This window comes from Sulfurimonas sp. NWX367 (genome assembly GCF_039667065.1).
GTDB classification, from domain to species: Bacteria; Campylobacterota; Campylobacteria; order Campylobacterales; family Sulfurimonadaceae; genus Sulfurimonas; species Sulfurimonas hydrogeniphila.
On the sequence record NZ_JALCZM010000003.1, the window covers coordinates 159,959 to 186,949 of the forward strand.

At 33.2% G+C, this 26,991-nt stretch carries 22 protein-coding genes; 6 read left to right on the plus strand and 16 right to left on the minus strand.

Features of this window, described 5'->3' with window-relative positions:
• Window positions 1-3: 3 nt before the first annotated feature.
• The 9 genes from MNY28_RS09530 to mnmG all read right to left on the minus strand — a co-directional run bounded on the left by MNY28_RS09530 (window position 4) and on the right by mnmG (window position 13,847).
• On the minus strand, window positions 4-2,478 hold the full coding sequence (locus MNY28_RS09530) for a sensor histidine kinase (RefSeq protein ID WP_346389683.1): 2,475 nt from the start codon (window positions 2,476-2,478) through the stop codon (window positions 4-6).
• Between the two features lie 28 nt (window positions 2,479-2,506).
• A complete protein-coding gene (locus MNY28_RS09535) occupies window positions 2,507-2,737 on the minus strand; it encodes a hypothetical protein (protein ID WP_346389684.1) in 231 nt (76 codons plus the stop codon).
• An 11-nt stretch (window positions 2,738-2,748) separates the two neighbouring features.
• Window positions 2,749-4,806: an AIPR family protein gene (locus MNY28_RS09540; protein WP_346389685.1), complete on the minus strand. Its 2,058-nt coding sequence runs from the start codon at window positions 4,804-4,806 to the stop codon at window positions 2,749-2,751.
• Window positions 4,799-5,770, minus strand: a complete 972-nt coding sequence (locus MNY28_RS09545; RefSeq protein WP_346389686.1) for a PD-(D/E)XK motif protein — start codon at window positions 5,768-5,770, stop codon at window positions 4,799-4,801. Before MNY28_RS09545 ends, MNY28_RS09540 begins: the two co-directional genes overlap by 8 nt.
• Window positions 5,757-8,528, minus strand: coding sequence for a Z1 domain-containing protein (locus MNY28_RS09550; RefSeq protein WP_346389687.1), 2,772 nt, complete (start codon window positions 8,526-8,528; stop codon window positions 5,757-5,759). The genes MNY28_RS09545 and MNY28_RS09550 overlap by 14 nt, the downstream gene beginning before the upstream one ends.
• 5 nt (window positions 8,529-8,533) lie before the next feature.
• Complete coding sequence (locus tag MNY28_RS09555) at window positions 8,534-10,000, minus strand: ATP-binding protein (protein WP_346389688.1); 1,467 nt, start codon at window positions 9,998-10,000, stop codon at window positions 8,534-8,536.
• A 204-nt stretch (window positions 10,001-10,204) separates the two neighbouring features.
• Window positions 10,205-11,566, minus strand: coding sequence for a hypothetical protein (locus tag MNY28_RS09560; RefSeq protein WP_346389689.1), 1,362 nt, complete (start codon window positions 11,564-11,566; stop codon window positions 10,205-10,207).
• A gap of 65 nt (window positions 11,567-11,631) precedes the next feature.
• The gene (locus MNY28_RS09565) at window positions 11,632-11,904 is read right to left on the minus strand and encodes a hypothetical protein (protein WP_346389690.1); all 273 of its coding nucleotides are present in this window, start codon (window positions 11,902-11,904) and stop codon (window positions 11,632-11,634) included.
• Between the two features lie 59 nt (window positions 11,905-11,963).
• Window positions 11,964-13,847, minus strand: a complete 1,884-nt coding sequence (mnmG, locus tag MNY28_RS09570; RefSeq protein ID WP_346389691.1) for a tRNA uridine-5-carboxymethylaminomethyl(34) synthesis enzyme MnmG — start codon at window positions 13,845-13,847, stop codon at window positions 11,964-11,966.
• 428 nt (window positions 13,848-14,275) lie between these two features.
• Between mnmG and MNY28_RS09575 the strand changes: the two genes are divergently transcribed.
• From MNY28_RS09575 to recQ, 4 genes are all read left to right on the plus strand, one after another.
• Entirely contained in the window at window positions 14,276-14,479 is a 204-nt protein-coding gene (locus tag MNY28_RS09575; RefSeq protein WP_151899469.1) for a hypothetical protein, read from the plus strand.
• On the plus strand, window positions 14,479-15,165 hold the full coding sequence (locus tag MNY28_RS09580) for a tetratricopeptide repeat protein (protein WP_151899468.1): 687 nt from the start codon (window positions 14,479-14,481) through the stop codon (window positions 15,163-15,165). Before MNY28_RS09575 ends, MNY28_RS09580 begins: the two co-directional genes overlap by 1 nt.
• 75 nt (window positions 15,166-15,240) lie before the next feature.
• The gene (gene ribE / locus MNY28_RS09585; RefSeq protein ID WP_346389692.1) at window positions 15,241-15,855 is read left to right on the plus strand and encodes a riboflavin synthase; all 615 of its coding nucleotides are present in this window, start codon (window positions 15,241-15,243) and stop codon (window positions 15,853-15,855) included.
• Window positions 15,856-15,933: 78 nt separating this feature from the next.
• The gene (gene recQ / locus MNY28_RS09590; RefSeq protein WP_346389693.1) at window positions 15,934-17,805 is read left to right on the plus strand and encodes a DNA helicase RecQ; all 1,872 of its coding nucleotides are present in this window, start codon (window positions 15,934-15,936) and stop codon (window positions 17,803-17,805) included.
• On the opposite strand, the gene MNY28_RS09595 is transcribed toward recQ, so the two are convergent.
• Window positions 17,802-18,593: an MnmC family methyltransferase gene (locus MNY28_RS09595; protein WP_346389694.1), complete on the minus strand. Its 792-nt coding sequence runs from the start codon at window positions 18,591-18,593 to the stop codon at window positions 17,802-17,804. The two genes, recQ and MNY28_RS09595, sit on opposite strands and share 4 nt — an antisense overlap.
• Before the next feature lie 150 nt (window positions 18,594-18,743).
• On the opposite strand from MNY28_RS09595, the gene katG reads away from it, so the two are divergent.
• A complete protein-coding gene (gene katG / locus MNY28_RS09600) occupies window positions 18,744-20,906 on the plus strand; it encodes a catalase/peroxidase HPI (protein WP_346389695.1) in 2,163 nt (720 codons plus the stop codon).
• A gap of 217 nt (window positions 20,907-21,123) precedes the next feature.
• On the opposite strand, the gene MNY28_RS09605 is transcribed toward katG, so the two are convergent.
• From MNY28_RS09605 to MNY28_RS09630, 6 genes are all read right to left on the minus strand, one after another.
• Window positions 21,124-21,549 carry a hypothetical protein gene (locus MNY28_RS09605; protein WP_346389696.1) on the minus strand — a complete coding sequence of 142 codons (426 nt, stop codon included), beginning with the start codon at window positions 21,547-21,549 and terminating at the stop codon, window positions 21,124-21,126.
• 176 nt (window positions 21,550-21,725) lie between these two features.
• Window positions 21,726-22,550 (minus strand): hypothetical protein, encoded by an 825-nt coding sequence (locus MNY28_RS09610; RefSeq protein WP_346389697.1) that lies wholly within the window; start codon window positions 22,548-22,550, stop codon window positions 21,726-21,728.
• A gap of 268 nt (window positions 22,551-22,818) precedes the next feature.
• Window positions 22,819-24,051: a hypothetical protein gene (locus MNY28_RS09615; protein WP_346389698.1), complete on the minus strand. Its 1,233-nt coding sequence runs from the start codon at window positions 24,049-24,051 to the stop codon at window positions 22,819-22,821.
• Window positions 24,052-24,506: 455 nt separating this feature from the next.
• On the minus strand, window positions 24,507-25,472 hold the full coding sequence (locus tag MNY28_RS09620; protein WP_346389699.1) for a hypothetical protein: 966 nt from the start codon (window positions 25,470-25,472) through the stop codon (window positions 24,507-24,509).
• Window positions 25,472-26,428 (minus strand): replication initiation protein, encoded by a 957-nt coding sequence (locus MNY28_RS09625; RefSeq protein ID WP_346389700.1) that lies wholly within the window; start codon window positions 26,426-26,428, stop codon window positions 25,472-25,474. Before MNY28_RS09625 ends, MNY28_RS09620 begins: the two co-directional genes overlap by 1 nt.
• Window positions 26,421-26,624: a hypothetical protein gene (locus MNY28_RS09630; protein ID WP_346389701.1), complete on the minus strand. Its 204-nt coding sequence runs from the start codon at window positions 26,622-26,624 to the stop codon at window positions 26,421-26,423. Before MNY28_RS09630 ends, MNY28_RS09625 begins: the two co-directional genes overlap by 8 nt.
• A gap of 136 nt (window positions 26,625-26,760) precedes the next feature.
• Here MNY28_RS09630 and MNY28_RS09635 point away from each other — a divergent pair, with 136 nt between their 5' ends.
• Window positions 26,761-26,961, plus strand: a complete 201-nt coding sequence (locus MNY28_RS09635; RefSeq protein WP_346389702.1) for a hypothetical protein — start codon at window positions 26,761-26,763, stop codon at window positions 26,959-26,961.
• Window positions 26,962-26,991: the final 30 nt, after the last annotated feature.

Below are 26,991 nucleotides of genomic sequence, written 5' to 3' on the forward strand. Positions count from 1 at the left end.
CTTTTATTCCCCTTCTTTTATTGGTATAGTAATTTTAAACGTACATCCCTTATCAACAAATTCACTGTCAATCAGCTCTATAGTTCCTTTAAATGTTTTCAAGTTATTTTTTACAACATACAATCCTAAACCAGAACCCCCTTCGTTTTTACTAGTAGTAAAATATCTATCAAATATTTTGTCTTTTATATTGTTACTTATTCCTGTTCCATTATCTGAAAAAATGATGTAATACTTACTATCTTCTCTATACGCATTACATTTTATTATTTTTTTATCAGCATTTGATTTACTCAGTGCTTTAATTGAATTACTGATAAGATTTTGAATAGCATCTCTAAGGAGAGTTTCATTATGTTTGATTCGAAGTGAATCAGGCTTTGGAACTTCTATACTAATATTATTTTCTTCAAATCTTTTTGCATGTGCACTGAATACTTTCAATATCAATAATCCTACATCAAATTCTTTGAGCTCATCCCCAGATTGTGCGTATTTAAGCATATAGTTGACGTCTTCTGTCAATTTTAGCATTTCATAATACATCAATTTTGCTTCTTCATGCAAGTCGGTATCCGCAAGCACATCTTTAAGATATTCAGAAAATCCTATTATTTTATCCAATGAGTTTCTTACCATATGTGCCAAATCTGCTGCATATTCTTGTAATGACATTAAACTAAAATATACTTCTTCCTGTTTTTCTAAATCACTTTTAAGATCTTTTATTTCCTTAGAACTTTCTCTTATTGTTTTAGCAATTGTTTGCAACACTGAGAATACTGGCTTAACGGTATTTTCAATTTCAGGTGTAATTTTTGTGAGATTCTTTAAACTTTTTTTAACCTCATTTACTTCATTTAATGCTTCATCAAGCTGATTCTCTTTTTCCTTTCTCTCCTTCTTTTTTTCTTCTTCAAGCAGTTTTTCTATTTGTTGAAGTTGTGAAATAATAAATGTTTTAAATTCTTTATATTCCGTTGTATCTTCAAAATCTTGTCTGTTTGTAAGATCTTTAATTCCAGGATTATACTCTTTAGAAATTTCAATAAATCCAATGAAATCATGAGAGCTTATTTTTCCAAAAAAGTTTGACCATCTTCTTTTGTCTATACCTAAGATATCTCTATATTTGTCTACTCCTTCTTCAGTAGATGCAATTTCCACAAAAGGTGTTGCCAATACACCATCCCTATATATTTTAAATCCGTCAATTGCTACATCTTTATTTTTATATGCTGTTTTGAATTTTCGTTTATCATCTTTATTAAAATAATAAAGTTTCATCTTTATTGGTCCAAACGAATGGGCTTTGGAATATATTATTTCTATCATTCCCATTTCTTCATTAAAATGAAGTTCTTTTTGCAATATCTGAGAACCTTTAATTTCAAAGTCTATCTCATATACAGTTGATGCATAGTCAAGAGATGTATTTCTTATTTCTTGATATTCTTCTACTTCAAATATAGGTTTCTTTCCATCAGATTCTTTTACAAAAATTTTGAATTCATATTTTTGATATTTTGTATCTATTGGAGAAATAAGTTTTGCAAGCTCACGTTTTAGTCTAGCTATATCTGTATGAGACCATGTTTCTTTAAGGTATTCAAAGATCAATATAGTACCATGTGATATATTTTTATCATAAGAAAACCTGTCTAATTCTTCATATTTATTTTTAATTGACGTAAAAAGTGGTGGTTTATCTAGGTTTCTAGACTCCTCATATTTTCTCCAATCAATCTCAAGATGATGAATTGAAGATATATCTTTTTCTTTAGTTTCCAAAATAATATGGTTAGCAATTTTTTCTATTGCAAATCGTCCAATGCCTTTTTCACCGAGTAAAACTCTTTTAAAAGGCTCAGGAGAGTATTGTCTTACCCTTTTGCTGTTTGTTCCAATTCTCATCCATTTTCCAGAAATATCCTCTTTACTCATTCCCATACCATTATCTGACAATATGATTTTACCATTGTCTAAACTATGTGAATTTATAAACTCAATTTTCACTTCTGTAGCATTAGCATCATAAGAATTCTTTACAAGCTCTATTATTGCAGTAAACTTATCGGATATGAGTTCACTACCTATCAATTTAAAGGTATTAACATCAAATTCCCATGAAAATGAATTGCTGTCTATTGATGCATATGGTTTTATGTATTCCCATAATTCCTGATCACTAATTTTAGATAAAATATTATAAATAGCTTGGTATCTTTCTGGAAGCCTATCTGGCTTACCATCTTTATCAAGCCATCCAACACGATTATTGTCTATATAGCTGTCAAAATGATCTCTGAAATTTTTTAGATTATTTATAAAGTTTTCTTTTGTCATACCATTATTGAGTTTTTCATAAAAACACAAATAAGCATCTTTCCAACTCTTTACCTTAAGTTCTGGAGGGGGCGCGTCTTTTCCTCTTCTTGATAGAAAATAGCCGATTTCAATGAGTTTAGAGTCATGCAAAACTGTTCCTTTTGTTAAATTGTTATTCTCATAAAAGTTCAAGCTTTTCAATAATATTTTTTAGCTGATTGATTGCATCTTTGGAAAACCGAATGGATTGACTCTTTTTACCTTTTATTTGACGATTTTCCGAGCCATAAGTATCTATTTGCAAAAACTTTCCATCTTCATTCTCTATAATTGTATAAGTGCATTCAACTTCATTATGCTTTGAATCTCTTTCCAGTTTCTGTAGCTTAATTGTTGTTACTAGTGCCATTACTTCTCCTTTTATGGTAAAATAAGCCCTATTTCTTCAAGATTATGCAAAGCATTTACAATAACTAATGCTTGTTTTTCTGAAAGTATTTTATTGGGTATTGCACAAGCTATATCAATCAAATCAATTTCCATCTGTGTAAGCATATCATTTTCTATACCAAATTCTTTAATTTCACACCATTTGTTTTTCTCAGCCAATTCAAAAACTAATTTTTGTGCTTCTATTGCATTATCAATGCGTTGAATCTTTTTAGCTTGTTTTTTTTCAATCTCAAAGTCTTGTTTTTCTAAAAGTTCTTCATAAAACTCTTGAGGTATCTCTATATCAAGCTTTTGAATTGTATCCCAACATCCTTCTTTTTTCGCCCACTGACCTACATTTGTAATACCTGCAGGAGGATTAGTTAACTCCATATATACTTGTTCTGTAATTATGTCTAAAGCGTTTTGAGTAGCTTCAGAAACTCTTTGGTGATTCCAAACATCTAAAAAATTAAAATATTTATCTTGTTTTTTTACGATATTTGCTAAATATGATATTGAGTAAGCAACTGCTTGAGCTCTATAGTCCCTTACAAACCACGAAGAGTTAGAGATAGTTGCTTCTGTAGTTTTAAATATAATGGCTTTTGCAATAGCACTCTTATAAAAGAGTTCATTATATTCCTTTTCATTCTTTTCCCACAGCTTTCCAATTTCTTTAGCATACTCTATAAAACTATATTGAGCTCCTTTTGCCACAGTATGAGGTATACATTTCCATACATTTTCAAATTTAGATAAATCTGTTTTTGTTATTAATTGATGCTTTGGATATTCAAGCTGAATTTTTTTCTTTTCTGCTTTAGTCTTATGCGCTAACATATCTTGATACTGTCCTCGAGCCCGTTCATAAAACCATTTATTTTGCTTACCCATTTCATCAGCGGGGGTATATACTCTTCTTGAAAAATCTTCAATCCTTATATGGAAAGGATGGTTTGAAAAAAAGTCTGCTGCATTAACTTTATTTTGTGTGTTAGCATATTCTGATATTTTTGGTACAAGTTCATTTACTTGATCAGGTGCGACAATAGTAAGTTTAACTTGTACAAATATTTTACTAAGATCTGCTTTGTCTTTTCTCATTGCACTATAAATTGAAGCTGTTGTTTGTCCACCATTAACAATCTGTAAATTCTTTAAAGACTTGATTTTTAATCCCTGCTTTGTCTCTTCAAGTTCTATATCTTCTGCAGTTGTAGTAAGTCCATTGTTGTATGCAAAAAACTTTTCAGGCTGATTTATGATTGTGTTACGCAACCCTTTATTAACTTTTCCCCTAGCTTGTAAGAAGGTTCTAACATTTTGTTCTAAAAGTCTTGCTCCATATTGATGATAAAGCATTGCGAGCAAAGTACCATGTATAACTAAAAGATATGACTTATACTCTTGAGTATCTAAATGTGCTGGCAAACAATAAAGAGGTTCACTGGAAATCTCATCAAAGTTTATATAAATATCTTCTTTTTGTTGATTAGATGCATCCATCCTAAAAAGTCTAGATATATCCCAAATATTATAAATGAAATTAATTTCTTCACTTTGTTTTGCTGGTTTAACTTCTGCACGCTCACTAAGTATTTTGTTACTCAGTAGATAATACTTTACTGTAGATATATTTTTCTTTCCTTGATATATCTGATATGCAAGGTCATATACTGCTGTTGACTCTTCTAATTTAGAATAATATTTTTTATTGAATGATTTATCAAAAAAGTTTTCTATTCGCTTAAAAGCTTGATTTACTTCTGTTTGAGTTAAACTTTTACTATTTAAATCTGATGAGAAAATGGAAACAAATAAATTTAATATTCCATCATCTTCATTGTAACTGTAGCCATCTATTTTTATACCTGTTTCACTCCAGTGAGAAAGTTCAAGTTCATTGTCAATCTCCCCAGATTCGAGAAGTTCTTTCGCATATAGTTCTAGGAAAGAAGATTCATAAAAATTTTCTTCTGCCTCTGCAGCAGTATATACCGCTTGTAAAAAACTTTCTCTAAAATTCTCTAAGGGCTCACTCATTTTTCAGCCTTTTATTAAAATAATCAAAACTTACTTCAAAAGGTTTACACTCTTTGAGTTCTATTTTATATTGAATTGAAGTAATTCCATGAGGTATAAATTCTTCACGAAGCCTTGGAAAATTATCCTTAACTTCAAATATTGACTCTTTTGATATTAAGTAGTGTTTCTCATCATATTCAGAAAGTTCCATATATCCCGCTTCTGACAACAAATTTTCAAACATATCCACTTCATCTGCATTTGGCAACAACTGTTTAATTTCATAAATAATACTATTCAGACTTATTGCATTTTCAATGCTATTGGGAGCTATATTTAATGTAACCACATATAAAAAACAACTTTCCGTATTGCAGTTAAGCTGATCAATCGAACTTATTTGTATATATGGTGCAGATGTTCCCTGCTTAGATTTAACTTCAACAGTAAGATTTCCTATCCCAAAGTCTTGCTGCTCTCCGAATGGTCCCTTCCAAAAAGAAAGTACTTCACTTGTAGAAAATATATTTAATAAATGATTTTTTAAAAAATATAATTCCCCTATTAATCCTTGCTGTTCCTGTTCACTTAAAAGTTTTTTACCAAATTTTCTAAATAATTTTTGCCATCTTTGAAGTCTATTATAAATAATAATAAGCATTGCTTTTTGTGTTGTTACTTCATCTGTCGCCTGAAGTAAATCCTTACATAAGATATAAAATATATCCCAATCATTGGAATCATTTAACATCAATGAAAGACGATATCCTTTTGATGTCTGGAATTGCTGTATATCAATACCAGATAACGCAATTTTTTTTGTAGGCCAATCTTCAATATTTTCATGTTCAATAATGAAAAGATAATTTCCTTCTTTTCCAACAGCCCAAAAAAAATCAAACCTATTATTTGGATCAACTCGAACTGAATTAATGCCTTGTTTTGTATGAGGAATATTTATCCATGGATTATTCTTCATCATCTTCAAATTCCTCATAATAATTTTGTACATAGGTCGTATTTACTGCATATTCAACAGGCTCAATATATATATCATCCCTTTTTGGAAAACTAATACCATATGCAGGAAGATAATCTTCAACAAGTGTTGTTTCATCTTTAATATCTTTATAGGCGTTGACTATATGCAACATTAACAGTGGTCTTTTTCTTGTTCTTCGAAGATATCTTCCTGGAATACTATTAATTTTAAGCTCTTTTTCCAAAATTTCTTTAGCCTTTTGGCTATTTCCCTGTTCAGTTTCTTTCTCTGCTTTACTTTGTTGCACTTGCTTCCATTTTTCCAAAGCCTCTGCTATTTCATCTGTAGACATTCCAGCACGTTCAGCATCATTGGTCCCTGCTGCAACTCTTCTTCGACTACTTATTTCTATATAATTATCTTTTTCATACTGTCCCTTAGGATTACATGCTCTTTTTTGTATTCCTATATCAAGATCACTATTAGCTATAGGATACCGCTCTTTTGAACTCTTTAAACTAATAAAAACAATATCCCATTCAGGAAAGTACTTTGAAGCTCTTTCCAAATAACTCAAAATAGGTCTGGTTTGTGTCATTTGTGCCCGTGGATGATTATCGAATCTTTTGATAAACTCTTCAACAATATTTGCAGAAACATGTTTCCACACATAATTATTACTGCTTGCTTCACTGTATTCAGCTTTTTTAGTTTTTTGAAGCTTTTCTACAATTTCATTAAACAAGTTCAAATTATTTTTTCTATGCTCAGGTTTTAAATCTACAACATATGTTTCAACTAATCGACCACTTAAATCAGTTCTGTGAAGTAATGTTTTAGAAGCTCTCATTTTATTTCTTGCTGTTATCAATAATGCCCCGGGATGTGTCCTAACTTTTAAACCAAACTCTTTAGGTGTTAAATTAGCTACAAACATCTCTTTCAATTCTTCTCTAAGTTCTTCAACGGCATTTGAAATATGAGAAAAATAACTCTCCGTCATTGGGGTTAAATATATTCTGCACAAATCCGCAAACCCATCTCTATATCCAAACCAACGTCCCATTTGCATCAAAGTATCATACATTGAAGTACTACGATAAAAATAACTTGTTGCTAAACCTTCTAAAGTTAAACCCCTTGAAAGCTTATCCCCACCTACAGCAATAACGTTTAAACCATTTTTATAGGCCTTATATTCTAAGCTATCAGCAGAATCACCATTAATCAACATAACTTGCATTGAGGCAACCGATTCCAAAAGTTTTTCCTGAATATCAGTCCATTGAGAGTAAATAGTACTAAAATCATCTTCCCATATAGAATACAAATTTTTCATATAGTGATTATGCAAAGCTTCCTCTTTTTGAAGCTTATAATAATACCTCACCCCTTTTTCAATATCTCGCCTCAATTGAACAATTAGATTAAAAACTTCTTTTTGTACATCTTTATATCGTGAAAGATGCACTAGCATTGAATGATGTTTGTTAGTTTGCCCCCGTAATATTCTTATGGCTTTTGAAATAATATGTGAATAGACTGCATTTTGCAGACTATCTGGTAAACAAGTAATAGTCTGATTTTTCTTATGTTTTAGTGGAATTATATCTTCGATATCGCCTATATCTCTAACAATATTAATTAAATTAGTATCATCTCCAAATATCTTTTCGGAACCTACATAATTACTTGGAGGGTCTAAACTAATAATAAAATCTTTAGGGAAGAGATTATCTCCATACATGTCATCTTCATTTGATGGGTCAATAAAGATATTAGCAAAAGGAGTTGCTGTATATGCCAAATAACATTTCCGATGAAATAAATTAAGTATCTCTCGTATACGTTTATTAATTGTAGTAGGGTCTTTTTCTGGATCATTTGTATTTATCGAGGCATGATCTGCTTCATCATCTATCAGAAGAAGAGGTAAATTAGAAATTGTGCCATCTATATTAGAATTATTTTTTTTGAGCCAATCCCTCAATTTTTCAAGAACTTTTGCATTTTTTTTGACAACTAAAATCGTTGCATCATCATATTTTTCTACGATAAAGTTACTTGTATCATCGAAATCTTTATGCTTTGTTGTAAATGAATAAGGTAGCTTATCATGGTTTAAATGACCTACTCCTATTAATGAATCAGAAAAGTCAACCGCATTTTTTCTACTACTATCTTGTCCAATATATCCTTCATCTACACGTTCTTGTGTCTGTGACCTTAAAGTTTCCTGCATTCCTGCGAGAATAATAATAAGTTTATATCCAACATCCGATGCTTTATTAATAACACCAATAAAGTTTGCAGTTTTTCCGGACTGCACATGCCCTACAACCATTCCTCTTCTATTCCATGGGCCTTCTTTATCGGGGTCTTCTAGTCTAGCAACAATTTTATCTGTTACATTATCAATAGATGAAACAACAGGTGGTGCGAAACCATTTTGAAGTAATAACTTTTCATATCGATTCCAAAAATACGGTTCAAAATTCTCAGAAGACTTCTTATTATGTAACCAGGGTTCAAAATTTTCATCATCAACAATTAGTGTCCCTTCTTCCATTGTAAGGCCAAACTGATGTTCTATTTCTTTTGCTATTTTTTCTATTTGTTCTGCTGTTAATTGTACTGGATTTAACGGATTAGCTGATTCAAAAGCAATTAGTTGCCGAATTATTTCTGGTGTCTTATTTTCCGGTTGTTGTGAAAGTTTATATATGACATCATTAGTTATTTTTTCAATTATTTTCATCTCTATTACCTTGCCAATTCAAATTTAAAGTGTATAAATGATTCGCAAAAATCTGAAAATCTACTAAACGGTTCTGTTTGTTTAAACTGCTCAGCTATAGCAGTGTTATCATTACCCATCTTTAGCATTATATCCCAATATTGTTCTGCATAATTTTTTAGTTGTTCATTTGAGATGCTTGATTGTTTTATGTTTTCTGGTTCAGTAGCTAAATCTGCAAAAATAGTATCCAAAGGTAAATTACTTTCTACTATTGTTAAAATTTCTTTTACTCTTTTTGTAGTTTTATTATCTAAAGAATTTAAAAAAGAGTCTATTAAAGGATTTTCATAGTTAATTCTATAATTTTTTTCATTATGCTGATGTTCCTCTATCCAAATAGGTACATAATTTTTTTTACTAATACGGGCACCTCTACTTTTATATACCCTTGTAGATGAGGCTGTAATCCTTTCGATAGTTCTTTTTAATTCTGCTTTAATTAACTCTGGAGGTGTTGCTCTTGATTTTTTAACATCAATAGACCATAAAAAATCTTCAGAATTAGATAAGTCAATCTTAACTCTAGCAAGTTTTGTTGCTTCAGTTTGTTTTGCAAGTCTAAACCATGTCCCATGAATCATTAATCGACTATTACGATATACATAAAAACCCTGTGATTTCATATAGCCATCTTTACCACCAAGTTTTTTATATTGTTCCACTGTTGTTTTACTCTGATGCGGTAAAAGATATGCCTGGATTTTTATTTTTCCGATTGTTTCTTCAGGGAAAGGTTTACCTGCTCCTTCAAATGGATTAAATGGTATAACTAAATCTCCGTTTATATAAATGGATAGTTTTTTTAAACCTGCTTCTCCAGAGAGATAACGATGAAATACTAGACCCAAATGTTCTCTTGCACTATCTATCTTTTCTAAAAAAACATCTTTTATATTCCTTTTACCACTTAGGTCAATTAATCTATCAAGATTTTCCCACAATACTAGTGTACCTGTTTGTTCAAGTTCTCCTACTCTTGGAATCTGTTCTATCTGTTTTTGATTGTAAACCGCAACTTCCCATTTTTTTGTTTTACTAACATGATCTAAATCCCAACACCTTGCACTTATCGTGTCATATTGCTTGGATACAACTGTTAATTTCGTTGCTTGAGAAAAAGAAGCTGTTTTAAGTCCCAAACCAAAACGTCCAAGATCTTTATCTTCTCTTTTTAAAAGAGGATCAAATGAACCCAAACTCATAGCATTTTTCAATGCATTTTCATTCATACCTAAGCCATTATCCATAATAGTAATATAACTATCAAATATTTTATCTTTTAAGGCAATATGAATATGTATTTTTGAAGCCTGAGCCGCAATACTATTGTCAATAATATCCGCTAAAGCTGTCTCCAAAGAATAACCAATATCACGCAATGCATGAATTAAATTTTTTGGGTTTGGTAGGGTAGATTCGTAATTAGTCATAGCTATGAATTCTTATTAATTAAAGTTAATAGTACATTTTACTTAACTAAACCTGTAAAATTGCTTTTAATTCATAATTTTGGCCATTAGATAAAAACTAATGTATAAAATTTGTACTATATAAAATCTATACATTGGAATAATTTAGAAGTTATTTACCGCAATGGCATCAATTAAATATATGAAAATAATAGAAGTAAAATTTCATGCTAAAGTTTTCCCAAGAACTCCAACCATCCACTTAGCCAAATCCTTTTCAGTCAAATTTTCAGTTCTCTCATGATTTTTAGTAGAAAATCGTATCTGCATATTGTTTTTATGCTCTTCTTTCATATCATTTATCTTTTTATCTTCGTCAACAAAATGATATAAAAATTTGCCAAATACACTTTGATAAATAGGGTTAATTGAGGAGATGACCCATGTACTTGTTGCCGTACCAGTCTTGTTTTCCAATTCCAAAAGTCCTACATATATTGTTTTATATTGAAATATGGCTGTGATATACTGCCTTGATCTTCCTTCAACATAGCATTTATGATGTTCTCTATCTGTGTAGATATCAATAACTTTTTCCATATTTTTATTTGGAGACACAGTAAAATTTTTTATATCAGGTTGTTGTTTTAAATAGTTGCTATATTGATGAAATTCATCAAAATTATGAGTATATTCTTTCTTCTCTTTTTGCTTTTTCTCATACTCACTTGATATTCGTGTTTTTCTAATCTTTTTCTCTGTATTTTTAGAAGATTCCGTAAGGTTTTGATCTGTTACTTCATCATTTACTTCTTCTTTGTATATTTTAAGTAGTGTATCTATGCCCTCTGCCGTAACCATATCTTCACTAATGCTAACGCCCGCTAAACTGTTACATTGGCTTCGCTTAGTGCTAACTGTACGATGCTGCTTTCTTTTGCTTGCTCCTTCCACTTTTAAAACCTCAGTCATTTTCCCGGGAATCTCTCTGGGTACTGTCGGTAACTTATTAAGCGAATCAATATCTATACTGCTTTGCTTATGCTCACGCAACACTTGAAGTGTTTTAAAACCGATATCAGAATCATCATTCACAAGTTCATGTACAAAATAGCTTCTCTTACCTTTATGCATAAACTCATGAACCTTTGCATCTATCAAAAAAACATATTCCATAGGAAACTTCGCTTTTATCGGCATAGTTTTAGGATATTGTCCTGACTTGTTTTTAATATGGTGCACATAGTTCAAAATAAACTTTCCGGTATCTTCAAATTTTTTATGTGCTTCTTCTACGGTTGCAAATCTACATATAAATGGAGCTTCTGCTTTTGTAACATATTTTGGAATGACAATAGAAGCATCATACCCATCATTATGTGCAGCAATATAAAGATTTTCAAGATTGCAGTTTAAAATCGCTTCACGCATTGCTGTCGTACGATAATAGTAGTATATAGCAATCGCATAGTGAGGAATGATGATATTATAATCTTCTTGTTCAAAAATAAAACATCGTATCTTTTTTGCTTTCTCTAAGTATTTTCTCTTCCAACCCAATACTTTTCCAATCTCCATCTCATCCATGTAATTGAATAAAGCTATATCATACTTATCTTTTGGAAGCTCTGTATTGATCCTAAATTGCTTTTTTAGTAGTTTAATATCATTGTATGGTCGCTTATATTGCCTAAATTGTTTCCCTTTTTTATAAGCCTGATGAAAACGAAATCTTGTAAAAAAAGTTCAGGAGAAAGCTCTGTAGTAAAAAATTCTGATTTTGTAAGATTTTTAACAGCTACACTAAAGTGACTGTTAGCATAATTTTCATAATCAAGTTTGAGATTCAAAGGCATTAAAAACATAAAAACATCATCCGGGTTTTGTATCATAAACTCAGGAATAATACTTTTGGGTTTTGTCATGTCAATTTATCTCATTCTCAAACTTTAGTGTGCATATTCTCGTACTTTAATAAACATTCTCACACTTTATTGGATCTTGCAGCCATTTTGATGTATATATGCAGTATCTCAATTGCTGCGGGTGTAATTCCGCTGATATTCATCGCTGCCTGAAGTGTCGGCGGAGAAAAAGCCGCCAGTTTTTCCTGTACCTCTTTGGAGAGCCCGCTCACACCCGTAAAATCAAACCCTTCGGGTATTTTGACTTTCAAATATTTTTTCATACGTTCTATCTCCTGGCTCTGTTTGTCAACGTAACGGGCATATTTTCCCTCCACCAAAATTTCTTCTTTTATATAGTCATCATACTTGTCAAGTTCCGGCACAACCGTGACCATCTTCTGCACATCAAATGTTTTACGGGCAATAAGCTGCTGTGCGGTTGAGACATCCTTGAGCGGCTGTTCGTCCATAGATGCCAACAGTGCATTAAACTCTTTGTTTGGTGTAAATTTTGTCTCTTCCAAAAGTTTAGCACCCTCTTGTATCTGCTGGGCTTTTGTTTTGATTTTTTCATACTGTTCATCGGAGATGAGTCCAAGTTCATGTCCGTATTTTCCCAGTCGTACATCCGCTGATTCTTCACGCAAAAGGAGTCTGTACTCTGCACGCGAAGTAAACATTCTGTACGGTTCGTTCGTTCCTTTTGTGACCAGATCATCAATCAGTACACCGATGTATGCCTCATCACGACGAAGAATAAGCGGTTCTTTGTTTTGCAATGCCAAAGAGGCATTGATTCCCGCCATAATTCCCTGTGCTGCCGCCTCTTCATAGCCTGTTGTCCCGTTTATCTGACCGGCAAGATACAGACCTTTGATTTTTTTGGTTTCAAGCGAGTGCTTCAGTTCACGCGGATCGACAAAATCATACTCTATGGCATAGCCGTAACGGACAATTTTTGCATTTTCCATTCCTTTAACCGAATGAATCATTTCTCTTTGCACTTCAGGAGGCAAAGAGGTACTGAGCCCGTTGACATAGATCTCTGTATTGTCCATGGTTTGCGGTTCCAAAAAAAGATGATGTCGCTCTTTGTCGGGAAACTTGTCTATTTTGTCTTCGATAGAAGGACAGTATCGCGGACTTTTTCCTGCAATCTGACCCGTAAAAAGAGGGGCTCTGTAAAAATTGCTCTCAATGATTTTGTGTGTCGTTTCATTTGTATAGGCGATATAGCACGGCAGCTGTTTTTTTGTCGCACGGAATTTTTCTCTGTCTGTTCTGAAACTGAAAGGATTCGGCAAGGCATCCCCGTCTTGTTCTTCCATGACGGAAAAATCAATACTTGAACTGTCAATACGCGCACAGGTACCGGTTTTGAGGCGTGCCATACTCAGCCCTGCATCATTTTTAAGCGAAGCAGAAAGTCCGACGCTTCGTGGTTCTCCAAAACGTCCGCCCTCTTGCTGCACCTCGCCTATATGGATTATACCGTTGAGAAATGTCCCCGAAGTAATGATGACTTTTTTGGCTCTGTACTCATTTAACAATGCTGTGCGGACACCTTTTACCTCATCTTCTTCTATGATTAATGATTCAACCGTATCCTGTGCCAAATCAAGATTAGGCGTATTGAGTACAACATTTCTGGCGATTACACGGTACTTGTCCATATCTATCTGTGCACGGCTTCCGCGAACTGCAGGCCCTTTTGTCTGATTGAGTATGCGAAACTGTATGCCCGCTTCATCGGTAATGAGTCCCATTTCGCCGCCGAGTGCATCAAGCTCACGTACCAAATGCCCTTTTGCGAGTCCGCCTACGGCAGGATTACAGGAAGTTGCCCCGACATTTTCCGCAAGCATGGAAATCATCAGTGTTTTGTTCCCCATTCGAGCTGCCGCCAAAGAAGCCTCTATACCGGCATGTCCACCGCCTACTACTATTACATCATAATTCATTTATACATCCTGTTAGCATAGCTTGTTTATATAAGTAGTTTAATTTTTTGAGAATGGGCTAATTAAGGGCACCTCTAAAAACCCTGATATATCTCAACATTATAGCGAAGGTACTAATGCAAGGCAAAACTACGCAGGAGCTACGAGTAGCTTCAAGTGGTTTTAACGAAGCAGTAGTGCTTTTGCTATAATGCCCTGCCGGAGCCAAAAAGAGAAGCAATCTTGCACAAAATTTTCGATCACCGTAGCTACGGCTATGCTTCAAGAAAAGTTTTGCACAATCTCACTCCTCTTTTTGGCTTTGAGGGATATCAGGGTTTTTAGAGATGCCCTTAAATTACTTATATAAACTTACTTTATTAATACGAATTTTATCATTTTTCAGTATCATTTGCATAATATAAAGTAAATTACCTGAGGTTTTTAAGATGCGTACAGATTTATTTCAAGATTATGTACCCGAAATACTGGTTTATGACCCAGAAATTGACGGCAGTTACAAGCATAAAATACGGGACGAACATCTCAGCAGCAAAGAAAAATTATTAGAAAAAGTAAGAAAAGCAAAAGCAGCCGCCAAAGGCAATACAACAACTTTTAGACAACCAATTCGTACGGAGAATGAAGAATAATGATACAAAAAGCAAACGAAGCCTATAATTCCGGTGATTTTGAAACTGCATACAAACTTTATACACAGCTTGCCCAAGAAGGCAATGCCGATGCGCAAACCTCTTTGGGCTATATGCACCAAATGGCACAGGGGTGTGAAAAGGATGAGGCAAAAACACTGGAGCTGTACACAAAGGCAGCCGAGGCAAAACAGCCTTATGCCCTTTTTAATCTCGCTATTTTATATGAAAACGGTATTGGCGGTGTCAAACATGACATGTTCAAAGCATATGAGCTGCATATGGAAGCGGCAACAAGAGGCGTTCCTCCTGCCATGTATGAAGTTGCGCTTATGCTTGAGCGCGGGCTTGGCTGTATGCAAAACTACTCAGAAGCCGCATTTTGGTATGAAGAGGCGGCAAAACGCGGACATTTGCAGGCATTTAACAATCTTGGCGCACTCTACAAAGAGGGCCATGGCGTGATACAGAACGATGCAAAAGCTTTTATCTGTTTCAAGCGTGCAGCTGATGGCGGACTCACAGAAGGGCTGTATAATCTTGGACTCCTGTATGATCAGGGAATAGGCTGTGAAGAGGATCATGACAAAGCCCTTGACCTGTGCCGAAAAGCTGCCTATCAAGGACATGAAAAAGCCAAAGCTATCATTAAGGGTCTTCAAGAAGACGGTAAAATCGTCTTCTAGTTTTTTAACACGTGAATCGGAACACGTCCCGATTCACTGCGCTAGCCTCTCATGAGGCAGAGGAGAAACAGATATATGTTTACAGGACTAATCAGAGAAGTTGCAACAGTGAAAAGCTTTGTGGGTTCCACTCTCAGTATCAGAGCAACATACAAAGCCGGTATCGGTGATTCAATTGCCGTAAACGGTGCCTGTTTAACCGTAGTAAAAGTAAATCCAGACGGCTTTGCCGTAGAACTCTCTCCTGAGAGCCAAAAACTTTTGGCCATTGAAAATTATAAAAACGAGGTGCATATAGAACCTGCTATGAAAATGGGTGACCGGTTTGAGGGGCATATCGTTCAGGGACATGTTGATACTGTAGGCACCATTCAAGAGATCAAAAACAACGGCAACTCTTATGATGTTTTTATCACAGTAGAGAAGAAATTTATTCCCTATATTGTGCCAAAAGGCTCCATTACCATTGACGGGGTCAGCCTTACGGTCAATGATGTCGACGAAAACAGTTTTCGTCTGACTATCATTCCCCATACAATGAAAGAGACACTTTTTAAGAACTACAAAAAAGGCAGTCGTGTCAATGTCGAGACAGATATGTTTGCCCGGTACGTCGCACATATCATCAAACATCAAAAATCAACTTCACTCTCATGGGATGAAGTAGATCGAATAAGTGCAAATTATTAATTTTTTTCTGTAGTGCGGGCTGAAAACGCCAGGAAAGTTGTGGCAGTCGGCACTGAAGTACCGATTCCGGGAAAATAAATGCCAGGAACCCATCCTTCAGGGTGGGCTGAGAGAAAAAGCAAAGCAACAACAATCAGCAGTGCAGAAAAAAAGTTGACAACCAATGGAGTACAAATCAAAAATCAGATATTAAAAGACAATTTCGGACATAACAGCTTTAGAGAACTCCAGGAAGAGGGTGTGGATGCCATCTTAAAGGGGCAGGATTTACTGATGATACTGCCAACCGGCGGCGGAAAGTCTCTTGTGTATCAGCTCCCGACGATGATGATGGAGGGCATTACTATTGTCATATCTCCTCTAATCGCCCTGATGCAGGATCAGGTCCGCGCACTGCAGGCACAAAACATATCTGCACAAATGATAAGCTCGGCACAAAGTTATGAAGAGGTGCAGGATATTATATCACAGGCATACAGCGGTGCTTTAAAGTTTTTGTATCTCTCTCCCGAACGCTTAAACAACGGACATACCATTGAACTGCTGCACGGTTTACATGTAAACTTCTTTGTGATTGACGAGGCACACTGTATCTCCCAGTGGGGACATGAGTTTCGTGATGATTATCGTGCCTTGGGAAATCTCAAACACAACTTTCCACATACGACAATCGCCGCTTTTACCGCAACTTCAACAGACAATGTCACACAGGATATTTTAAGAGAACTGCGTCTTGAAAACCCTCTTTTGCTCAAAGGAAGAGTATTTCGCAAAAATATTTTTATTTCTGCGCAAAGACGCATAAGCAACGGTCATGCACAGCTTAAAAACTTTTTGGCAAGACACCAAGACGAAAGCGGAATCATATATGTGAGTTCGCGAAAAAAAGCCGAAGAACTCAGCACTTTTTTAAATGTCAACGGCTACAAATCTCTTGCCTACCATGCAGGCCTGCCTCAACATGTAAGAGAACAGAATTTTAAAATCTTTGTCAACGACAAGATCAACATTATGGTGGCGACCATTGCCTTTGGCATGGGCATAGACAAAAGCGACATCCGTTTTGTCGTGCATATGAGCCTGCCAAAGTCACAGGAGAACTACTATCAGGAAATCGGACGTGCGGGACGTGACGGTGAAGACAGCGAAGTGCTGTTGCTGTTTAATGCAGGCGATATGGCACAGCATAAACGATTTCTGGCAGACATCGAAAATGAAGAGTACAAAGCCCATCTTGATACAAAAATAGACAAAATATACAAATATGCCACCAGCGAAATCTGCTTTCACAAACAGCTTGCCGAATACTTTAACGACACTCTTGATGCCTGTAAAGAACGCTGCGACAACTGTCTGACATCCGATGACAAACGCCAGGATATCACCAAAGAGGCACAAATGATTCTCAGTACAATCTACAAGACCAATCAGGGTTTTGGAAAAAACTACATCATAGATATTCTTCGCGGTTCCACTGAACAAAAGCTGCTTGCCAACGGTGCTGACAAGCTTTCAGTCTATGGCATCGGCTTGGAACTAAGCAAAAAAGAGTGGTTTGTCATCATTGAACGCCTTTTGGAATTAAAAATCTTACTGCTGGGTGATTTCAGCGTTTTAAAACTCACAAATGATGCCATAGCCGTACTCAAATCACAAAAACTTGTAGATATCAAATCTTCCAGACTCCAGATAAACATAAAAGAAAAAAAGATCAAACAGGCAAAAGAGTTTGATTATGATGAAGAGTTATTTGAAAAACTTCGGGCAAAAAGAGCCGAACTCGCAAGTGAAATGGGGGTACCTGCCTACATCATTTTTGGAGATAAAACACTCAAGCATTTAGCCAATGACATGCCGACGAACAAAGAAGAGATGCTTGAAGTAAACGGTGTGGGAGAAAAGAAATTCGCACAGTTTGGAAAAGAGTTTTTGGATGTTATCAATGACTAAACAGGTGACAAAAAATTCAGTTCACTGTCTCGCAAGGGTTGTACGTCAGGGTTACATGTAATCTTGTGTTGCATATTCACCGGTTCAAAGTTGCTTAACTCCCTCAGAGATGCCACCGTTGCAGCTCTGAAATCCTCTCCTTTGTTTAAATAAATATAAAACCCGTTTACATGTAAGGCCAGACGGATTTTGAGTGCTGTAGAGTATGTTGTCAAAATCGCATCTTTTTTCATACTCTTTTTTATATCACTGAAATACTCCTGTGTCCAGAGCATCGGATTTGCGTCAGGCGAGAAAGCATCCTGATAGACAATGTCAAATTTGTTTTCAAATTTGTTTACATACTTCCGTGCATCCCCTAAAAAAAGTTCTATGCAAAGCGTCTCATCCTCATATCTTCCCTGTGTACTGAGTGCTGTTATTACCTCGTGCAGTATTTTAAATTCCTCCGGATAGTGAAAAGAAGGCAGGGATTGCACCAGTTTTGCATCCGACTCCGGAGAATATATATGCAGTTTTATCTGCGGTGCATATTTTTTGTAATGCAATACTGTTGCCAGAGTATTAAACCCGAGTCCGTAACAAATATCTAAAATAGCCACCTCTTTTTTCTCCTTTACATGTAAAGAAGCAGGAAGTATATGCTTTTTCAAGGACTCATGCAGAGCGCCGTCTCTTGTTGAATGATAGTGCTGGGCATACTCTTTTGAGTAGGCCGTATAGCTTCCGTCTTTTGTAAGTTCCAGGGTATGCATATCTGTGTCGAATCTGTCTGTATCTTTTTTCATGATGCTATTTTACCATTGTGTTACTCAAAATATTGCACAGAGAAACAAATTGTAAAAATTTCTAATAATAAATAATCGTTTAAGTTTAGTTCTGTAATAATAAAGGATAATTATTTTCCATTAAGAAAATAGTTCTTTAAAGGATTTATTATGCAATCATACAAACATACCATTGTAGATGGTGATGAAATCGCAAAATGGTGGCCAAATCAGCTTAATCTTAAAATACTTACACAGAACAATCCGTGTCTGACGCCTGCAATATCAGAGTTTTCTTACAAAAAAGCTTTTGGGACACTCCCCTATGAAGAACTCAAAAAAGATCTTATTTCGCTTATGACGACTTCCGTTTCCTGGTGGCCTGCCGATTATGGGCATTACGGTCCTTTTTTTATTCGTATGGCATGGCACAGCGCCGGAACTTATCGAATCACAGACGGACGCGGCGGCGCAGCAACAGGCAACCAGCGCTTTGCCCCGCTTAACAGCTGGCCCGATAATGTTAACCTGGACAAAGCCCGCCGTTTGTTATGGCCTCTGAAAAAGAAATATGGAGAAAAAATTTCCTGGGCGGATTTAATGATACTTGCCGGAACTGTGGCGATGGAATCTATGGGTTTACAGACTTATGGTTTTGGCGGCGGCCGTGAAGATATCTGGCAGACAGAAGAAGACATTTACTGGGGAGAGGAAGAGGAGTGGCTTGCAGACAAGCGCCATTCAGAGGACAAAAAGCTTCAAAACCCATTAGCTGCTGTACAGATGGGACTTATCTATGTGAATCCTGAAGGCCCTAACGGAGAACCCAATGTTTTGGCTGCCGCTGAGGACATACGGGTAAGTTTTCGTCGTATGGGTATGAATGATGCAGAAACAATTGCGCTTATTGCAGGCGGCCATACTTTTGGCAAAAGCCATGGAGCCGCTGATCCAAAGAAGTATGTAGGTCCCGAACCTGAAGCAGCCCCATTGGAACAACAGGGCTTTGGTTGGAAAAACAGCTATAAAAGCGGCAAAGGAGCCGATACTATTTCAAGCGGCTTGGAAGGTGCCTGGACACCGACTCCCACAAAATGGGACAACAGCTATCTTGAAATCCTGTTTAAATATGAATGGAATCTTGAAAAAAGCCCTGCAGGTGCGTGGCAATGGGTCCCTGTCAATCCTGATGCAGAAGATTTGGTCCCTGATGCACATATAGCAGGGAAAAAAGACAAAACAATTATGTTTACAACAGATTTGGCGCTGCGAATGGATCCTGAATTTGAAAAAGTTTCCCGCTCTTTTTTAGAAAATCCGGAATTATTTGCCCAAAGTTTTGCAAAAGCATGGTTTAAACTGACACACCGGGACATGGGTCCAAAATCACGTTATCTTGGGCCGGAAGTACCGCAAGATGAGTTCCTGTGGCAAGATCCGCTTCCTGCTGTTAATGAGGATACGCTGATAAATGACGATGAAACAGAGGCTCTTAAAGAAGAGATTTTACAAAGCTCCCTGCAAATCTCCGAGCTGCTGTATACCGCCTGGTCATCTGCTGCAAGCTACAGAGATTCAGATAAAAGAGGCGGTGCCAATGGTGCAAGAATTGCTCTGGAACCACAAATAAACTGGCAGGTGAACGATCCGAAACAGCTGCAACAAGTATTATCTGTTTTGCAAGAAATTCAAAAAGATTTCAATGAAAATCATAAAAATAAAATTTCACTTGCGGACATGATTATCCTTGGAGGAGCAGCGGCACTTGAAAAAGCTGTACACAATGGCGGCTATGCAAAAAAAGTTCCTTTCCTGCCGGGAAGAGTTGATGCGACACAGGAGCAGACTGATGTTCACAGTTTTGCATACCTTGAACCAAAAGAGGGAGATGCCTTTAGAAATTATCTTCCAAAAGAGTCTCAGGTGCCTGCTGAACGTCTTTTACTCGACAAAGCACAGCAATTGACACTGAGTGTTCCTGAAATGACAGTGCTCATCGGTGGGCTGAGAGTGCTCGGGATCAATTATAGCCAAAGTGATTATGGAGTGCTCAGCGACAAAAAAGAAGTACTCAGCAATGATTTTTTTGTAAATTTGGCAGATATGAATATACAATGGTCTGCAACAGATGAAACACACAGCTTATTTGAGGGCCGCCAAAACGGCGAAATTCGATACAGAGCCACACGCGCAGATTTGATTTTTGGTGCAAACTCGCAACTGCGAGCACAAACAGAATTTTATGCCCAAGATGACAAACAGGAACAGTTCGTAGATGACTTCATTTCGGCATGGGATAAAGTGATGAATTTAGACAGGTTTGATGTTTTATAAAATTATTTGATGATTTCTTGATGAAACACTTCTTTTAGCTCATCAAAAGGAATCATCTCCTGTGTCAAACGAACTGCAAAAGGGGCAGGTGAAGTTTGAGAAAAATTATAACCCGTTGCCCCACATAGAAGACTTTTTAAAATAAGTCCCTATTTTTAGGGTTTTATCAAATGTCATAAAAAAAGTTATACGACTTTTTATACGAGTCATAATAATTTTACTTGTGTTGATTTTCAAACCATCTCTCCACTTCTTCGACATTATAAATAATCTTTCCACCCTCTACTTTTTGATGGTATGGTAAAGGGTTATTATGTCTTCCTCTATAATTCTGCTGTGCAGTTTTTGAGACATTATATATTTCAGTAAACTCTTTAACTGATATATTTTTCTTTGATTGTATCTTAATCATATGTTTTTCAATTTCTAAAATTTCTTTGTATCGTTCTTCTTGTTTTAATAAATTGTTTAATTTTATGAGTGGTTTATCATATTTATCGGTGGTTATTTTGTTTAATTTGTCTTTTTCTTCAAAATCATAGGTATTTGTTCTTATATTTTCATTTTCAAATATTTCTTTATTTCTATACTCTAAAATATGTTCTATAACCTCTTTAATCTCTGATATATCTCTTTTATTCAAACTTCATTCCTCAAAATCAACTAACTTAAATTTTAATGACACAAATATTAAAAGATACAAAAACAATCGTCTTAGATTGTTTTCTATCTTCCCAAAAAACATTAGCCGTGTTTTTCTAAATCTGTATCAAAAGGAAACCCCCACAAGAATTTCACATAAAATTATATCTAAAAGAACTATGATTGTGTGATTTTTTTATTTTTTATCTTTATGTCTGTTTTTAAAGTATTAGACTCTAATTTTGGTAGTTTATCTCGTGAAGAAGTAAAAGTGAATTCTTCTTCTTTTCTTAATTCTTCTTCTTTTCTTAATTTCTTGATTAAATTGTTATCGTGTTTATCAATTAATTTAATATTATAATTATATTCATCTACTTTGTTTCTCAAATAATTAGAAGTTTTTTTCAAACCATTGTTTAATTCAGAACTTCTATTAAACATTGATTTAACTTTACTTTTGAAACTATCGTATCGTTTTGATAATTTTGAAACGATACTTTCAAGAGATTTAATTTTTTGTTCTTGTTCTTTTATAACTACTTCGTGGCTCGATATTAAACTATCTGCTTTTAACAAAGTAGTTTTATATGTATTAATTTCACTTTCAAGAGTTGTTATTTTATTTTCATAAGTTGTTTTAACTTTTTCAATCTTTCCCTCTATTTCTTTGTCTTTCTCATTGTTTGCTTTATTTACAGCAGTTTCAATAATAGTTTCTGTATTTTGATATAATACATCATAATCTTCTTTCAAACTCCCATTTTTTGATTGTAAATCTTTAATAGTTTCTTTTAATTTAAGATTTTCAATATTTGCTTCTTTGTAAATTCTATCTTCAATCTTTTTAACTTCATTGTCATAAGTATCAATTTTCACAAGTTTTTTAACCTCATTAACCAATGAATTTTTTACTTTCTCTTTATCTAGGAGAGTGCCACCATATTTGTAATTTTTTCCATCTTCTAAAATATTATTTATTTTTCTTTTTATAAGTGGTGTCATATCTTCTTTTGATACTTTTTCCCTTGCTTCTTTAATTTTAACAATTTCTTTATTTCCCTTGTCTATTTGTTCATCGACTGTTTCAAGTGCTTTGTATTTATCTTGTAATTTTTCTTCTAATTTATCATTTTCAGATTTTAATGCGACTTCTCTCTGTAATTCCTTTGATACATAATCAATTTCACTTTTGAAATCTATTTCAATATTTTCAAGTGAAGATATATTATCTTCTAATTTTTGTTCTTGTTCTTCAAGTGAAGATACATTATCACTTATCTATTTCTTGTTCTTCAAGTTGTTCAATCTCTTCTATTAACTCTTGTTTCCGTTGTTTTTCCAATTCAATATCTAAACTTCTACCGTTGAATTGTCTGTTATTTATACTTAATCTTTTATTCTTCTCAATCTCTTGTTTTTGTGTAATTGTAAAGTCATTAAAACCTAAAACTGCATTGTAATTTTTCTTATGAAACAAGTGTTTATTTATATCTTCATAAATGAATTCTTGTAAGTTTTTCCCTTGATTTTTAATCTGTGTAAGTGTTTGTTTTCTTACTCCTTTTTCATCAATATATCCGACATCTTTTTTAATAATTTCATCACTAAATCCCTTGCTTTTCAGATATTCAACGACTAATAAATGTTGTTGTATGTAATAATCAAATTCTCCCGTCTCTTTATTTTTTGTATTTATAAATAAATGAGAGTGATATCCGCTTTCTTTTTGTTCATATTTTTGATTATGTTCTTTCTCCCATTTCTCAATATTTTCGGGTTTTTTTGACATATGTAATTCGTCATTATGTGAAACTCCAACAACAATATCATAATTTTTAAAATGTCTTCTAAAAAAATCTTGACTGTATAACAACATATCTTCACTTGATATGTCGTCAATATTATTTTCAAATGGTATTTTAACGACAAATTCAACGAATTCAACTTTATCAACTGATAACTTTGCTTCTCTCCTCTCTTGTGCTTTTCCCACTTTTTCGATGACTTCAATATATTTATCTAAGTTGTTTCTAATTGTTTTTTTAGTGTTTAATGTTTCAAAATAGACAATTAAATTATTTCTATTGACTCTATGAGGTTCATTAGCAAACTTTTCTAATAGTTCGTGAAACTCTTTATCTTCAATCTTTTCTCTTAAATACTTTAAAGATTTATATCTTTTATTTGAATCTGATTTTGATAATTTTACTGGTTTTAATTTTCCGATTTCTTTATTTTGATTTGTTTTAATAACAGTATCAATATAATCTAAATATGTTTCTTGTGTCATTTCATTTAAATTTTGCAAAAAATCTTCACTTTTACCATTAAATAAAATCTTATTTAAATTTTCTTTTTCTCGTTTATAACTGATTGAACTTTCTCCATCAATTTCAACTCTCAAACTGTGTCTTAACGACTTTGCTAATTTTGCTAATTTTTTAGTAGTGTAAATAATTGTTGATAAATAAGCACTTCCATTTCTCATAATTTTTTTCTCCATTTTTTATAATTTTCTTTTATAAATATGTGTGTGTTTCTGCTCTTAAAAAATCTTTGATTTTTCCCTTTTCGTAGAAAAGTCTCCCTCATACTTCTAAATATACGCAGTAGATTTTGGAGTATGAGAATAGGAGATAACATATTCACATATGTATAATTATAAAGCAACAAATTTTCTTTTAATTAATTTATTTTCTTCTTCTCCTCTTCCCGTCTTCAATTTTGCTAAAAATTGATTTCAAAACATCAAAACGAAAAACTTTTCGGATTGGTAAATGTCTAAAATTTTTCATACTAAAATAAAAATGGGAGTTTACTTTTTGATGGGGTATAAGTGATATTTTTCTTTCATTTCGTTTAATGTAATTAAATACCTATTTATTTAGAAATATATATGGTTTTTTTGTATGGAGTTTAGACTCCATTTAGATGGGCAGTCGTAAAATAGGGAGTTATTTAATAAATATCTCTGATTTTATTTTCAATATATCTTTCGATTTCGTGTCCGTGTTTCTCAATTAAATCTTCACGACAATAAGCAAGAATAGATTTAATAACTTCAATATCGTTGCCAAATTCACTTTCAAACTCATTTTTAAATCTTTTCAAAAATGACATATCAACAATACTTTTGTCAATTTTTAGCTTTCTTCTTTTAAATCTGTTATATTCGATAGATTTATATGTCTTCAAATATCGTTCATAATTAATAAAATCATATTTGTCTATACTTTCTATTGATTTTTTATTTTTAACTGTTTTAAGTGTGTTTTTGTTATTATTTTTAACTCTTTTGTCTTCATCTCTTGTTCGCCACTTCATATTAAGTTCTTTGATTAAGTTTTCCCAGTATTTAAGTGAATATAAGATGTCTGTTTTCCACCATTTTACTTTAAAACCATTTTTGGCATTTATGGTATTCGGTAATCTTCCAACCCTTGACATATCAAATGTATTGTCTATCTTCTCTTTATCTTCGTTAAATACTTCCTCTTGCAGGTATTTTGTCAATGTTTTAGATATTTCATAGATATATTCAAAATTTGTTTCAATAGGTTTATCAAATTGATATATAAATTGATACTTGTCTTGCGAAGTTTGAATAATATAACTTGGTCTTCCAAAAATTTCTTTAACTTTATTTCCTACTTCATAACCATCTTTATCAAAATCAAAGAATAACGACTTAATTTTATGTAAATTATCTTCTTTTCGACTTATTTCTCCATCAATATATTTAAAAGTGTTTATACTAAAATAAATGCTTTGTTTAAGTTCTTGTCGTTCTTTAAGTTCTTCAACAAAATATTTAAAAGAATATTTATGTTTATATACAGATAATTTAAAATCGTTCGGATGTTCCTTTGCAGTGATAAAGAATAATTCTTTATCGTTAAAATATTCATTGATAAAATCAATCATTATTCTTCTCCTTTTGATAAATTACTTATTATTTCTTGTTCTTCTTCTGTATGTTTAAAAATATATATATCTTGTCCCTTACTTTTATCTAACATCTCTTTTCTTTTTTTCTGTTGTTGTCTATCTTTTACAGCTCTTTCATTTTCAACGACAAGAAGTTCAATTACTTTTTTATTATCTTGTTCTATGAAAGCAATAGTTATATCTGTTTTTGTATTTATACCTTTGATTGATTTAACCATCTGCTCTTTTGCTTTTGATAAATATTTATAATCACTTTGAAAAATAATATTCAATTTTTCTAATGTTAAATTCTTTATAACTCCACCATTAAAACCCACATATTGCTTACAATATTCATATAATTTAATTTGTTTTACTCCTGATAATATAGCAGTATATTTATTGTGAATTATTGTATAACTACCACTTGAATTTTCATTTAAAAATTTCATCATTTTTTTACTTACTTCAATATTATATATTACTTCTCCACTTGGAAGTTTTTCCCTATCAAACCCTGATATTAAAGACATAACAACATAATCAAAAGTTCTACCTTGTTTGTCTGTGTATTTATCTAATTCAATCTTTCCCTCTTGTAAATTTTCCATTGCTTCTTTAATAATAGTGTCGTATCCTTTACCACTTATTTTTAAAGTTTTTTTCATATCAATCAGAGGTATAGATATTTCGTTCTTTTCTAAAACACCATTATTTTTAACCATTCTTAAATTCATTTCTCTGTATAAAAAATTTCCCAAATTATGAGAGTGTTTAGTTGATTTAATATTGCTTTTTCCTTTAATTATTCTATTGCTCTTTTTAAAAGTTTCCTCTATGGATGGAATATCATTAAAAACAATAGGAATGTTATAATTTTCTTGTTTTTGCTTCTTTTTAAGTTTAGTTTGTTTTTTGTCATCTTTAAGAATATCTTTGATTAAACTACTCATTTATTGCCTCCCATTTACCCATAAATTCAAGTTGTTCTTTTTTGTCTATAATGAAACCTATTTGAATACCTTTAAACCATAGAGAGATATAACCACTTGCTGATTTAGTTATCTCTGCTTCCCATCTGTCAAAACTAATATTTATATCTTTTCCTAAAACTAATAAATAACTTTTTTCCATTTTTTCAATTTTCATTTTTATCCCTTATTAATTACAAAATATTTAATATATTTTATAAGTTATTATTATTATAGTATATAATTTCTACTTTTTCTAAAAAAAAGAAGTTTTTTAAAAAGAATATTGAAAGTTTTTTGAAAGTCCCTATTTTATGAAGTATTTTAATGGTTCTAAAAAAAAGAAATTATGTATAATTGATTATATGAAATTAGATTTCCCTGAAAAAAAGAAAAACCTCCCTGAAAAAAAGAAAAACCTCCCTGAAAAAAAGAAAAACCTCCCTGAAAAAAAGAAATTTATTCTCGAAACACCTATAAATCACATATCTTTCAGACTTCCCAATATATACTAATATAGTCTAAGATAATCTAATATAGTTCGA